The sequence below is a fragment of the Bradyrhizobium sp. 154 genome (genome assembly GCF_023073875.1).
GTDB lineage: Bacteria > Pseudomonadota > Alphaproteobacteria > Rhizobiales > Xanthobacteraceae > Bradyrhizobium.
Genome location: NZ_JADPKG010000114.1, coordinates 37,618 through 51,450 on the forward strand (window position 1 = coordinate 37,618; position 13,833 = coordinate 51,450).

The window sequence follows — 13,833 nt, forward strand, 5'->3', positions numbered from 1 at the left end:
TGCTGCGGCAATTAGGCCGTACGGACTCATCCGACCGGCGCGGGAGTGCCGATGTCGAAAAGTTCTGCCCAATACTCGCAGTACCCCCAACATCATCCTCATCACCACGGACGGGCCTTCCATCGCCATCCAGCCGCCCCAGCGGCGGCGGTTGCGATTCCCCTTCCCGCGACCGACGACGCCTACACCATCGTCCATGCCGGCAAGCAAGTCCGCTTCGGACCCGTGGTGTTCTGGATCGTGGTCGGCACGGTCGTGCTGCTCGGACTGTGGTCGGCCGCCACCGCCACCTACTTCGCCTTCCGCGACGACGTCCTGACCCGGCTGATCGCCCGCCAGGCCGAGATGCAGTACGCCTATGAAGACCGTATCGCCGAGCTGCGCGCCAAGGTTGACCGCACCACCAGCCGGCAGCTGCTCGACCAGGAGCAGTTCGATCAGAAGCTCGACCAGATCATGAATCGCCAGACGGCGCTGGAATCCCGGGCGACGGCGCTCGGCGCCATGCCCGACGTGACCGGGTCGATCCCGCGCTCGACACCGCAGCGTGGTGACGCCGGCCAGAACGCAACCCAGGGCACGCCGAAGCCGTCGCCGATCAGCGACACCGTGATCTTCGTGGCGCCGCCGGATCGCGAAGCGCGGCTCGAGTCGCGCGCGCCGACCGTCGCGGCGCCGCCGACCAGCCAATTCGCCAAGAGCCAGGGCTTCGACAACGTCCTGGTCCGGCTCACGGCTTCGCTTGATCAGGTCGAGCGTCGCCAGATGGCGGCGCTCAACGCCGTTGAGGAAAGCATGGATTCACGCATGCGCCGGATGCGCGGCGTCGTCAGCGATCTCGGCCTCAGCCTCGCCACTCTCGAAGCCGCCGTACCGCGCACCGCAATGGGCGGGCCTTACGTACCCGTCAAATTGACGCCGAACGCCGGGCCGTTCGAGAAGCAGCTCTATCGCATCAACACCACGCGCTCCGAGTTGGACCGGCTCAATCGCACGCTGGCGCTGGTGCCTTATCGCAAGCCCGTCATTGGCGAGGTCGAGTTCACCTCCGGCTTCGGCGTGCGCAGCGATCCTTTCCTCGGCCGGCCCGCAATGCATACCGGGCTCGACTTCCGCGCCGCCACCGGCGATCCCGTTCGCGTCACCGCCAACGGCAAGGTGATTTCCGCCGGCTGGTCCGGCGGCTACGGCCGCATGGTCGAGGTCGATCACGGCAACGGGCTTTCGACCCGCTATGGCCATCTCTCCGAGATCAACGTCAGGATCGGCGAGGTCGTCAAGATCGGCCAGGTGATCGGTCTCGTTGGTTCGACCGGCCGTTCCACCGGTCCGCATTTACACTATGAGACCCGCATCGAGGGCGAAGCGGTCGATCCGCAGAAGTTTCTGCGCGCCGGCGTGCGGCTCAGCGCGGGCTAACGCTGATACAGCGGCGGATTACTGGCTGCGCTCGTGGCCGACCTCACCGGTGATGACGTCACCGAACAGCTCCCACGCCTGCCCGTTGAAGCGCATCAGCTGCATCTGCTCGATCGGGAAATAATCGTCGGGCGAGGTGTTGACCATGATGCCCGGCAGCATCAGGTCAGTGTGGAAATCCTTCAGGTTCGCAGCCTGCTTCATCACGTTCTCGCGGGTGAGATGGTCGCCGCACTGCTTCAGGACCTGGACCATCGCTTCGGCCTGGACGTAGCCATAGACATTGTTGGCGTTAGTCTTGTCGCCATCGGGATAATATTTGTCCATGAACGCGCGCCATTTCACCACAGCCGGATCCTTGTCCCAGGTCGGATCGGTCGGGTCTTTCAGATAGACTGTCGAGATGATGTCCTTGGAATAGTCCAGCCCGGCCGGCTTGAGCACCGAGGCAACCGAGGTCGCGGTGTTGGCCAGGAAGAACTTTGGCTTCCAGCCGAGTTCACCCACCTTCCGGATTGCCTGCGCCGACCCTTTTGGCGCGGCCCATGAGAAGAATATGTCCGCACCGGAATCGTGAAGAGCAACGATCTGCGAGTCGATCGAGGGATCGCTGACTTCATAGGATTTGTCCGCGATGATCATGCTGGCCTTGTCGCCAAGCCCGTCCTTCAGTCCCTTGAACTGGTCCTTGCCGGCATCGTCGTTCTGCCAGAACACCGCGATCTTACTGTCGGGGAAATGATCGCGGATGTACTTTGCATAGATCCGCCCCTCGCTCTGATAGTTGGGCTGGAAGCCCATGGTCCAGGGGAAATTTTTGGGATCGCCGAACTTGGTGCCACCGGAGGCCACGAAGAGCTGCGGCACTTTCTTGGCGTTCATGTATTTCATGATCGCGGAGTTCGAGGGCGTGCCGAGCGACTGGAAGATCAAGAGAACTCGTCGCTCTCGACGAGCTTGCGCGCCTGTTCGATCGCCTTCGGGGGCGAATAGGCGTCATCATAGCTGATGAAGTTGATCCTTCGCCCGTTGATGCCGCCTTGATCGTTGATCATCCTGAAAAAGGCGGCCTCGGTCTTGCCGATCACGCCATAGGAGGACGCCGGCCCGCTATAGGGCATGATGTTGCCGATCTTGATTTCGGTGTCGCTGGCGCCGGGGTCGTATTTTTTCTGCGCCGAGGCCGGTGTCGTGGCGAGCACTCCGGCAGCAAGCATGGCGAGGGCAGCAAGGTTGGTGCGACGACCCGGCATCGTTCTCTCCCCTGTATTTTTGTAGTCTTGTTATGCAGGGAGTGTCGCAAGGCGCCCTGCCGCTGGCAAGCGCCGGGATTTTCCGCAAGATGAAACGATAGAGCGGGAACTTACGCGCCGCGGCGCAGCAGGCCGGGCACGCGTCCGTCGATCACCAGCAATGCGCTGCCGATGACGATGGCGCCGGCGATCTCGCGCGTGGAGATCGGCTCACCCAGCACCAGCCATCCCAGAAGGATCGCGGTGACGGGAATGAGCAGCGTCACCAGCATGACATTGCTCGCGCCCGAGCGCCGCACGATCTGAAAGAAGACGATGTAGGCGAGCGCCGTTGAAAGCGCGGCAAGACCAAGCACGGCGAGGCAGGTCGTCGGGCTCGGTAGCGGTAGCTGCCAGGGCCGCTCCACCGCGCCGGCGACGACCGCCATCATCACGGTGGATGCCATCAGTTGAAATGTCGCCGTTCCAAGCGGGTGCGTGTCCTTCAGCAACCGCCGCGCCGCGAGCCGCAAGACCATAGCTGAAGGCGCCGCCGAGGCAGAGCAGGATACCGAGTCCCGGCCCCGGCGTTGTCTCGAAACCCCCTCCGCGCAGGACGATCACGCCGGCAAGCCCCAGCGCCACCCCGACAATACGACGCATCTGCAAGGCCTCGTCGCCGGCCGCCGCCATCACCACCACAGTGAACAGCGGCGTGGTCGCGTTCAGGATCGACGCCAGGCCGCTCGGAATGAAAGTCTGGCCGATCACAATGAGCGAGAACGGAATCACGTTGTTGAGCAGCCCGATCGCGACGAACGGTCTCCATCCCATCGTGCCCGAGGGGAAGCCGATCCCCTGCATACGGAGCAACGGTAGGAGAATGGCCGCGCCAAGCGCGACGCGCAGGAACACCAGCGTCAGCGGCGGCAATTCCCGTAAGCCCGCGCTGTTGAAGAAGAACGAGCCACCCCAGAGCACCGAGAGCACGGCGAGCAGCGACCAGTCGCGCGCATCGATGCGGTTGTCGTTCCGGGACATGGCGTCTCAGCTTGGCGGCGAGCCTATTCCCTAGAACGGTGCGGTGGACAGTGCCACCCGATTTCCGACGAAGCCATGGTTTACAAAACCGGCGCTCGGAATGAATGGAGCTGCCAAGGTGGCCCCATGTTGGGTGCACTTGGCTAGGAGGATGTCTTCGGCCGCGACACCAGTTCGATCATCCTGCCTTCATCATCGTCGGGCATCGTCGCTTTCGCCTGCGCGTAGGCCTCGACGGCGGCGCGCGCGACCAGCGGCTTGCTGGCCAGCAGGCTCTCCGCCAAATTCACGGCATAAGCGGCATCCTTGTGCCGCAGCGCCGACGTGAAGGTCGCACCGCTGAAATCGCGGGCAACCATGCGCTTGGAGTGGCGCTGCACCTGCGGGCTTGCCGCGACGCCTGACAGAATCGACTCCAGCACCAGATTCATGTCGAGTCCGGCCTGCTCGGCGATGGCAAGGCCCTCGGCGAGGCCGGCGATCTGGATCGCGCCCATCAGATTGTTGATGAGCTTGTAGACCGTCCCGGTGCCGACCGCACCGAAATGGCGGATGGTCGAGCCGATTGGGTCGAGATAAGGCCGCGCGCGAGCGAGATCGGCCGGATCGGCGCCAGCCAAGAGTGTCAGCTTCCCGGCTGCGGCCGCATCGGGCAATCCGGTCACGGGGCAGTCGATGTAGATGAGGCCGCGCGCATTCAGCTCGCGGCCCATCTCGCGGGCATGGTCATAGGAGACGGTCGAGCATTCGATCGCGATGGTGCCTGCCTTCGCGGTCTTGGCAGCACCCTTGGGCCCAAGCCAGACCGCACGCGAGGCCTCGTCATCGGCAACCATGGTCACGACGGCGTCGGCATCGATCGCGGCGTCCTCAGGGGACGTTGCCCAATGGGCGCCACGCGCGATCAGGTATTCGGCCTTGGACTTGGTACGATTCCACAACGTCACCGTGAAGCCGGCATCGAGATAGCGCCCGGCCATGCCATGGCCCATCCGTCCAAGCCCGATGAAGGCGACGCGGGGCATGATCAGTCCACGTCCTCGATCTCGCCGGTGGTGGTGCCGAAGGCGCGCTGCGCCAGGGTCGCCGCCATGAACTCGTCGAGCTCGCCGTTCAGCACGCCCGAGGTGTCGGAGGTCTGCACACCCGTGCGCAGATCCTTCACCATCTGATAGGGCTGCAGCACGTAGGAGCGGATCTGGTGGCCCCAGCCAATGTCAGTCTTGGCGGCCTGGTCGGCGGCGGCCTTCTCCTCGCGCTTCTTCAGCTCGATCTCGTAGAGGCGCGCACGCAGCATGTCCCAGGCCTGCGCCCGGTTCTTGTGCTGGGAGCGACCGGCCTGACAGACCACCGCGACACCGGTCGGAATATGCGTCAGGCGCACCGCGGATTCGGTCTTGTTGACGTGCTGACCGCCGGCGCCCCCCGAACGCATTGTGTCGGTGCGGACGTCCGATTCCTTGATGTCGATCTTGATGCTGTCGTCGATGACGGGGAACACCTGCACGCTCGAGAACGAGGTGTGCCGCCGCGCGTTGGAATCGAAAGGCGAGATGCGCACCAGGCGATGCACGCCAGCCTCGGTCTTCAGCCAGCCATAGGCGTTGTGGCCGGAGACCTGAATGGTCGCGGATTTGATGCCGGCCTCTTCACCCTCGGATTCTTCCAGCACCTCGACCTTGAAGCCGTGGGTTTCGGCCCAGCGCGTGTACATGCGCAAGAGCATCTGCGCCCAGTCCTGGCTCTCGGTGCCGCCGGCGCCGGCATGGACTTCGAGATAGGAATCGAAGCGGTCGGCCTCGCCCGACAGCAGCGCCTCGAGCTCGCGCCGCGCCACTTCCTTCTTCAGGTTCTTCAGCGCGGCTTCGGCCTCGGCGACCACGCCGTCATCGCCCTCGGCCTCGCCGAGCTCGATCATGCCGATATCGTCTTCGAGCTCCTGCTCGACCTTGCCGATGCCCGACAACGCATCCTCGAGCGAGGTGCGCTCCTGCATCAGCTTCTGGGCTTTCTGGGGATCGTTCCAGAGGTTGGGATCTTCTGCGAGCTTGTTCAGCTCAGCGAGGCGCGCCGTCGATTTCTCGACGTCAAAGATGCCTCCTCAGCAGCCCGACTGACTGCTTGATCTCTTCTACCAACCGCTCGATTTCGGCGCGCATATCGCTCTCTGATGTCGCGGAATTGTTCCGCTTACGATTGCAACGGGATGTAGCGGCGGCGGCGCCAAAGCGCAACCGCCCACCATCAAACGTCGGCGTTATCAGCTAATACAGCCCACCGGTGCCCGGCCGCATGAAGAAGCCGGAATCCGGCTGCTGCTGCTGCGACGCCGGCATGCGCCCATCGGCGTCAGCAACGCCGATGACTGCGTAGTTGTCCGGCGGCGCCGTGCCCGGCTTGAAGGCTTCGAGGATGGTTCCGCCAGTCTCGCCCGGGCCGGCGCGCATGCCGGTCTTGGCCGCGACGCGCACGAGCTTGATGCCGGCCGGCACCTTGAACGGAACGGCGGGCTTGTCGGCGAGCGCGAGCTTGAGGAAATCGCGTGCTATGGGAGCTGCCAGATGGCCGCCCGTTGCGGCATTGCCCTTACCCAGCGGACGCGGCTTGTCGTAGCCCATGTAGATGGCGACGGCGACGTCGGGCGAGAAGCCGACGAACCAGGCGTCCTTGGCCTCGTTGGTGGTGCCGGTCTTGCCTGCGATCGGCTTGCCGACTTCCTTGACCACGGTCGCGGTACCGGCCTGAACCACGCCTTCCATCAGCTCGGTGATCTGATAGGCGGTCATGGAGTCCAGCACCTGCTCGCGGCGGTCGATCAGCTGCGGCTCGGGCTGGTTCTTCCAGCCGCCCGGCGCGTCGCAACCGCGGCATTCGCGCTGGTCGTGCTTGAAGATGGTGTGGCCGTAGCGGTCCTGGATGCGGTCGATCAAAGTCGGCTTCACCCGGCGGCCGCCATTGGCGAGCATCGAGTACGCCGTGACCATGCGCATCGCCGTCGTTTCGCCGGCGCCGAGCGCGTAGGACAGATAGTTCGGCAGCTCGTCATAGACGCCGAAGCGGCGGGCATATTCACCGATCAGGGGCATGCCGATGTCCTGCGCGAGGCGCACCGTCACGGTGTTCAGCGACTGCCGCAGCGCGTTGCGCAGCGTCACCGGCCCCTGGAACTTGCCCGAGGAGAAGTTTTCAGGCCGCCACACGCCGGCGCCCTGGCCCTGGTCGATTTCGATCGGCGCATCGAGCACCACGGTCGACGGCGTATAGCCGTTGTCGAGGGCGGCCGAATAGACGATCGGTTTGAACGACGAACCCGGCTGTCGATAGGCCTGCGTGGCGCGATTGAACTGGCTCTGATCGAACGAGAAGCCGCCGACCATCGCGAGCACACGGCCGGTCCAGGGGTCCATCACCACCATCGCGCCCGACACTTCTGGGATCTGGCGCAGCCGGTACTGGCCTTCGACGGGCTGGCCGTCCTTGTAGAGCGGATCGGCATAAATGACGTCGCCGGGCTGGAGCACATGCGACACCGCCGTCGGCGTCTTGCCCTTTGTGCCGCCCTGCACGGCCCGCGCCCAGCGAACGCCGTCGAGTGTGACGAGGCCGGTCTCGCGCTGCTTGCTCACGGCGCCGCCGAGTTCACGGCTCGGCTGGAAGCCGATGCGCGCCGACTGGTCGCTGGTCTCCAGCACCACCGCCATACGCCATGGCGAGATGTCGGAGAGCGACTTGATCTCGGCAAGCTTCACGCCCCAGTCGCCCGAAATATCGAGCTTGCTCATGGCGCCGCGATAGCCCTGCTGCTCGTCATAGTTCACGAGGCCGGCGACCATGGTCTTGCGCGCCATGACCTGAATCTTGGGATCGAGCGTGGTGCGGACAGAGAGACCGCCCTCATACAGCTTCTTCTCGCCATAGCGTTCGAAGATATCGCGGCGGACTTCCTCCGCGAAATATTCGCCGGCGAACGTGTGGGCGCCATTGGACCGGCTGGTGACGGCCAGCGGCTCCTTGCGCGCCTTCTCGGCGTCGGCCTGCTTGATCCAGCCGTTCTCCAGCAGACGGTCGACCACGTAGTTGCGGCGCTCGACGGCACGGTCGCGGTTGCGCACCGGATGCAGGGTCGCGGGCATCTTCGGCAGTGCCGCCAGATAGGAGGCTTCCGCAACGGTGAGCTCGTTCACCGATTTGTCGAAATAGACGAGCGACGCCGCCGCGATGCCGTAGGCGCCAAGGCCGAGATAAATTTCGTTCAGATACAGTTCGAGGATCTTGTCCTTCGAGTAAGTCTTCTCGATGCGCATCGCCAGCAAGGCTTCCTTGATCTTGCGGGCGAAGGAGACCTCATTGGTCAGAAGGAAGTTCTTGGCGACCTGCTGGGTGATGGTGGAGGCGCCCTGCGGACGCCGGTTCGAGCCGTAGTTCTGGATGTAGACCAGACCTGCGCGCGCCATGCCGGTGTAGTCGATGCCGCCATGCTCGTAGAAATTCTTGTCCTCGGCTGCCAGGAACGCGTTGATCACGAGCTTCGGCACCGCCTGGATCGGCAGATACAGCCGTCGCTCCTTGGCGTATTCGCCGAGCAGCGAACCGTCGACCGCGTGCACGCGTGTCATCACCGGCGGTTCGTAATCCTGAAGCTGAGAATAGTCCGGCAAGTCCTTGGAGAAATGCCAGATCAGGCCTGCCACGGCCCCTACACCGACAAGGAACACCACTGTTCCCGCGGCGAACAGGAAGCCCATGAACCGCACCAGCAAGCGCATTATGTGTTTATCCGTTCAAATTCTGGATCAGCCCAGTATCAGTGCCCTTGGCACCCCAAACAGGGGCCAACCTTACGTCGCGCATTCACCGGCTTACGCAATCACATCAGTGCCGGATTTTAGACGCTTGCCGAGCGGGATTCTCTCCGATTCCGGAACCCCCTACGGCATTTTTATAAAGCGCCCGCTGTGGCCAAACTAGGGCTTTTGCGGCGAGACGGAAAAACCCTTTCAATTCGAAGATCCGGCCGTGGCCATCCGCTTTGTCAAAAACCCGTCGATCGCCTGCGCCATGGAGCCCACGGCGCGGGACCGCCACCCCTCGGAGACCAGGTGCTCAAGGTCCCCCTTATTGGAGACATACCCGATCTCGACCAGCACCGAGGGCACGTCGGGCGCCTTCAGCACCCGGAAGCCCGCGGATTTCAGAGGATGCTTGTGCATCCGCACCGTCGACTTCATTTCCCCCATCAGGAGACGGGCAAAACGGTTTGAAAAGGTGCGAGTTTCGCGCTGGGTGAGGTCGATCAGGATGTCGGCGACGTCGGTCGGCTCCTCCGCGAGGTTGAAGCCGGCGATCGCGTCGGCCCGGTTCTCGGCGTCCGCGAGCCGCTGGGCCTCGGCGTCGGACGCCTTGTCTGAGAGCGTGTAGATGGTCGCGCCTTGCGCGTCACCCTCGGCACGAGGCAGCGCATCGGCATGAATGGAGACGAACAAGGCGGCCTTGAGATTGCGGGCGATCTTGATCCGGTCATTGAGGGGAATGAAAGTATCGTCGTCCCGCGTCATGACCACGCGATATTTGCCGGCCTTTTCCAGCCGGTCGCGTAGTGCAAGGCCGAACGCGAGCACCAGGTTCTTTTCGCTCTCGCCACTCGACTGCGTGCCATTGTCGATGCCGCCATGGCCGGGATCGATCACGACCACCGGACGGCCATCGGCCTTCTGCTGTGCGGCATCCGGAGTTGCCGTAGCGGGAACCGCGGCAGGCGGCGCTTCGGCGATCGCGGGCCGCAGCTCGGGTCGGTGTTCGGGCGCGGGTGACGGCACGAAGGCGGCCCGGTCAACCTCCTCCAGTTCGACCACGAGCCGGGCCGGCTGGCCGTTGGCTGCGTCGACCACGTACGAATTGGTGATCTTCGCCGGTCCGGTCAGATCGAACACGATTCGCGAGCCGCCCGGCATGACGAGCCCATAGCGGAAGGCCTTGACCAGCCCCCGGCCCCCGCTGCCGGTACCGGCGGGCAGCTGAAAATTGACTTGCGGCACGTCCACCACGACGCGGTAGGGGTCGGCGAGCGTCACGGCACGGAAGGTAACGGTCTGGTCGATGTCGAGGATGAAGCGGGTCTGCTTCCCGTCGCCGGCCAGACGGGCGGCCGAGGCGATTGGAAAATTCGCCACCGCAACAGAGGGTTGCGGCTGGCTTTCCGCTGCGCTCAGGCGGGAGGAATCAGCACATGGCAATGCCGCGGCGCACAGCAGCACGCATCCCAGCAAAACCCTTTGATTTGTGCGGCTCGCCACCGATTCCGTGCCTCCGAGCAGCCCTTTTAACGCAATAGAACCACAGGGTTAAACGATGCTTAATGACGGATGCGCGAAACTCGCTGACTGTGACCGCCGTGCGACGCTCCCTTGCACGGATGGCTCATTCCTCGTATGTACGGACTGCTGACGGCCGATATTTCCGGTTGTGTCGCATTCAGCCTCCCGGTGCAGCGCCGGAACTCTCAACGTTTGGGAATTCCAGCGTTTTCCGTTCCCCTCCAAGACCAGCGCGGTGCGCGGCAACGAGAGGGAGCGGGTCAAGCTCCGGCGGCGGACGGTCCTGGGTTACCACTCACGTCACCCGGGCGGTTCTGACAGCGACGTGACCCATTACCCGAGCCCTTGATCCCAAGGGAGCGGTTCGTGATCCCAAGGCGAGCGCGCTCGCGCCATGCCTGGCCAGCAGCAACTGATTGAGGGGCGGCCTCGCCGCCCAATGTTTCATACGGGCCGACGCTTGATGCGCCAGACTGTGCCGACGAACTCTGAAGGACCATTCGCGACGCTGCGGATTGAAAATCCCGCGCGCCGCATTGGTCCTGAAGCTTCCGGTTCGGCAAGGCGAAAGAGACGGCGTTTCGGCCTTCCCCTCACCCCCGAATCAGGTGGACCGTCGCGTCACCCGGCGGCGCGATACGCGCCCACGGTGAATCGCGCCCGCCGCCGCCAAGAGTTAAGACATGCCCAACAAGATGTTGATCGATGCCACCCACCCGGAAGAGACCCGGGTCGTCGTGGTCCGCGGCAATCGCGTCGAAGAGTTTGACTTCGAGACCGCACAACGCAAGCAACTGCGCGGGAATATCTACCTCGCCAAGGTCACCCGGGTCGAACCCTCGCTTCAGGCCGCTTTCGTCGAATATGGCGGCAACCGCCACGGCTTCCTCGCCTTCAGCGAAATCCATCCTGATTACTACCAGATCCCGGTCGCCGACCGGCAGGCGCTGATCGAGGCCGAGGAACAGGCCCATCGCGAGGCCGAGGAAGAGAGCGAGAACCGCTCCCATGGCCGCCGCCGTTCGCGCCACCGCAACGCCCGCCGCCGCGGTCATGGCGAACGCGTCCGCAGCGACATCGTCGAAGGCCTCGATGCCGGCGGCGATCCCGCGGCCCAGCCGGTCGAGGGCGAGCTCCAGCCGGCGCTGAGCGAGGGCGCCTCGCACGAAGGCGAGCACCTGCACACCGATGCCGAGTATCACGAGCACGACCGCCACGATCATCACGAACACGGTCATGGCGATCATGATCACGCCGATCATCATGCCCATGATGACGATCACCATCACGCCCACGATCATGACGATCATGGTCATCACGGTGAGCACGATCATCACGACCATGATCATACCGAGGCGACGCCCGCGCCTGTCGCGGCCGTCGGCGTCGAGCCCGTAGTTGCGGCCGAGACCGGTGCCGAGCCGCAGGAGGCCGTCGCCTTCGAGGTGCACGCGGAGGCTCTGGCCGAGACCGTGACCTCTACTGCCGAGCCGGCCGATGCCGTTTACGCCGCCGGCGAGAGCGTCGAGGCGCCGCACGCCGAGGCCCCAGAAGCAGCCGGCGAAGACGACGAGGACGAGGACGAGGACGAAGAAGCCGAAGAGGAAGTCGTCGAATCCGTCGGCGGCGACGACGTGCTGGAGGAAGTGCCGGAGCGCACCTTCCGTCCGCGCCGCCAGTACAAGATCCAGGAAGTCATCAAGCGCCGTCAGGTGATGCTGGTGCAGGTCGTCAAGGAAGAGCGCGGCAACAAGGGGGCGGCGCTGACGACCTATCTGTCGCTCGCCGGCCGCTATGCCGTCTTGATGCCCAACACCGCGCGCGGCGGCGGCATCAGCCGCAAGATCACCAGCGCGCAGGATCGCTCCCGTCTGAAGGAAGTGGTGCAGGATCTCGACGTGCCCGAGGGCATGGGCATCATCCTGCGCACCGCCGGCGCCGCCCGCACCAAGCCCGAGATCAAGCGCGACTTCGAATATCTGATCCGGATGTGGGAGACCGTGCGCGACCTGACGCTGAAGTCGCAGGCCCCGACCCTCGTCTACGAGGAAGGCTCGCTGATCAAGCGCTCGCTGCGCGACCTCTACAACAAGGAGATCGACGAGATCCAGGTGGCCGGTGAGGCCGGCTACCGGGAAGCGCGCGACTTCATGAAGATGTTGATGCCCGCCAATGTCAGCGCGGTGAAGCAGTATCGCGACGGCCAGCCGCTGTTCTCGCGGATGGGCGTCGAAAGCCAGCTGGATGCGATGTTCTCGCCGACCGTGCAGCTTCGCTCCGGCGGCTACATTGTCATCAACCAGACGGAAGCGCTGGTCTCGATCGACGTCAACTCGGGCCGCTCGACCCGCGAGCACCATATCGAGGACACCGCGCTCAAGACCAATCTGGAAGCGGCCGAAGAGGTCGCACGCCAGCTCCGCCTGCGCGACCTCGCCGGCCTGATCGTCATCGACTTCATCGACATGGACGAGAAGCGCAACAACCGCGCGGTCGAACGCAAGCTGTCCGATTGCCTGCGGCAGGATCGCGCGCGCATCCAGGTCGGCCGCATTTCGCATTTCGGCCTGCTGGAAATGTCGCGCCAGCGCATTCGCGCCAGCGTGCTGGAGAGTTCGACCGATCCGTGCCCGCATTGCGGCGGCACCGGCCATGTCCGCTCGGTCTCCTCGGTGGCGCTCCAGTTGCTGCGCGGCCTCGAAGAGATCCTGATGAAGGGCGCGACCCACAATCTCGTGGTCCGCACCCGCACCGACGTGGCGCTCTACGTGCTGAACCACAAGCGCGGTCATCTGCGCGACCTCGAGAACGGCTTCAAGGTCACGCTGTCGGTCATCGCCGATCCCAGCGTCAGCGGACCTCAGGCTTATGTGATCGACCGCGGCGAGCAGGTGCATACGCTGGAAGCTGCCAAGGCGCTGCTGGCGGCGCAGGCGGCTGCAAGTCCGCCGCCCATGGTCGAAGAGGCCTATGAGGACGAGGAGTTCGATCCGGAGCTGGAATCCGAGATCGAGACCGAGGAGACCGAAGGTCTCAGCGAGGAACAAGCTGCCGGCGAGGCAGCCGTCGAGCAGGACGGTCAGCGCCGCAAGCGCCGCCGCCGCCGCCGCGGCCGCGGTGGCCAGCGCGACGGCGATTTGCGCGAGGATAGCGCACACACGCTTCCTGAGGCCGCCACGGCAGCCGGCGAAGGCGAAGAGGACTCCGAGTCCGAGCAGGACGGCGAGGAAGGAGAGGAACAGGTGGCCCGCGGCGAGCAGCAGGGTAGCGGCGATCGCCGCCGCCGGCGTGGTCGCCGTGGCGGACGCCGTCGTCGCGGTGGCAACGAGGAAGGTCTCGCCGGCTCCATCGGCGACGAGCTCGCAGCCAACGCGCCGCCGGAAGCAACCGACGCCGTCGCCGATTTCGATGGCTTCAGCAACGAGGCCGCGCCTTCGATCGCAGAGCCTGAACACAGGGCCGAACCGCAGGCGGCGGAGCCTGCATCGCGCGCCGACGCGCAGAGCGAGGTACCAGCCGAGCCCGCTCCCGCAGCGACGACCGCAGCGCCGGTCGAAGAGCCCGCCGACGACAAGGCCGCGCGACGCCGCTCCACCGTCCGGGAAAAGGTCAGCTTCCTGCTGAACAGCCAGCCCGAGCCCGTAACACCGGTTGCGCAGGCGACCGAACCGGTTGCTGCGCCCGTCCCAGCAGCTGAGCCCGCACCGCAAGCCGCAAACGAAACTCGGGCCGCCCCGCGCCGTGCCGGCTGGTGGTCGCGCCGCTTCGGTGGCGGCGAATAAAGCCGAGCATCCAATGCAAAACGCCCGGCACAGCCGGGCGTTTTT

The 13,833-nt window shown here is 64.7% G+C and carries 7 protein-coding genes and 2 pseudogenes; 2 read left to right on the forward strand and 7 right to left on the reverse strand.

The genetic code is table 11. The annotated features are described in order from the left end of the window. The first annotated feature begins 51 nt into the window (after positions 1 to 51). Complete coding sequence (locus tag IVA92_RS30285; RefSeq protein WP_247277231.1) at positions 52 to 1,419, forward strand: M23 family metallopeptidase; 1,368 nt, start codon at positions 52 to 54, stop codon at positions 1,417 to 1,419. A gap of 18 nt (positions 1,420 to 1,437) precedes the next feature. Here IVA92_RS30285 and IVA92_RS30290 read toward each other — a convergent pair. The 7 genes and pseudogenes from IVA92_RS30290 to IVA92_RS36155 form a co-directional block, all read right to left on the reverse strand. Continuing rightward, a pseudogene (locus IVA92_RS30290) lies at positions 1,438 to 2,672 on the reverse strand (ABC transporter substrate-binding protein). Between the two features lie 110 nt (positions 2,673 to 2,782). Continuing rightward, positions 2,783 to 3,692 (reverse strand): annotated as a pseudogene (locus IVA92_RS30295) (DMT family transporter). Between the two features lie 143 nt (positions 3,693 to 3,835). After that, positions 3,836 to 4,717, reverse strand: a complete 882-nt coding sequence (locus tag IVA92_RS30300; RefSeq protein ID WP_247277232.1) for an NAD(P)-dependent oxidoreductase — start codon at positions 4,715 to 4,717, stop codon at positions 3,836 to 3,838. A gap of 2 nt (positions 4,718 to 4,719) precedes the next feature. Continuing rightward, positions 4,720 to 5,851, reverse strand: a protein-coding gene (gene prfB, locus IVA92_RS30305) for a peptide chain release factor 2 (RefSeq protein WP_247277233.1) whose coding sequence is annotated in 2 segments (ribosomal slippage) — positions 4,720 to 5,781 and positions 5,783 to 5,851 — 1,131 coding nt in all. Because the reading frame shifts where the segments join, the coding sequence is not laid out codon by codon here. 105 nt (positions 5,852 to 5,956) lie between these two features. Beyond that, positions 5,957 to 8,458, reverse strand: coding sequence for a penicillin-binding protein 1A (locus IVA92_RS30310; RefSeq protein WP_247277234.1), 2,502 nt, complete (start codon positions 8,456 to 8,458; stop codon positions 5,957 to 5,959). Positions 8,459 to 8,689: 231 nt separating this feature from the next. After that, entirely contained in the window at positions 8,690 to 9,985 is a 1,296-nt protein-coding gene (locus IVA92_RS30315; protein ID WP_247277235.1) for an N-acetylmuramoyl-L-alanine amidase, read from the reverse strand. 614 nt (positions 9,986 to 10,599) lie between these two features. Beyond that, the gene (locus IVA92_RS36155) at positions 10,600 to 11,457 is read right to left on the reverse strand and encodes a hypothetical protein (RefSeq protein ID WP_346015569.1); all 858 of its coding nucleotides are present in this window, start codon (positions 11,455 to 11,457) and stop codon (positions 10,600 to 10,602) included. Here IVA92_RS36155 and IVA92_RS30320 point away from each other — a divergent pair. Next, positions 11,452 to 13,788: a ribonuclease E/G gene (locus tag IVA92_RS30320; protein WP_346015570.1), complete on the forward strand. Its 2,337-nt coding sequence runs from the start codon at positions 11,452 to 11,454 to the stop codon at positions 13,786 to 13,788. The two genes, IVA92_RS36155 and IVA92_RS30320, sit on opposite strands and share 6 nt — an antisense overlap. Positions 13,789 to 13,833: the final 45 nt, after the last annotated feature.

What these genes read in the sequence shown, in the direction of transcription:
- IVA92_RS30285 (WP_247277231.1), top strand. Translation starts at nt 52, where the DNA reads ATGTCGAAAAGTTCTGCCCAATACTCGCAGTACCCCCAACATCATCCT.
- IVA92_RS30300 (WP_247277232.1), bottom strand. Translation starts at nt 4,717, where the DNA reads ATGCCCCGCGTCGCCTTCATCGGGCTTGGACGGATGGGCCATGGCATG.
- IVA92_RS30310 (WP_247277234.1), bottom strand. Translation starts at nt 8,458, where the DNA reads ATGCGCTTGCTGGTGCGGTTCATGGGCTTCCTGTTCGCCGCGGGAACA.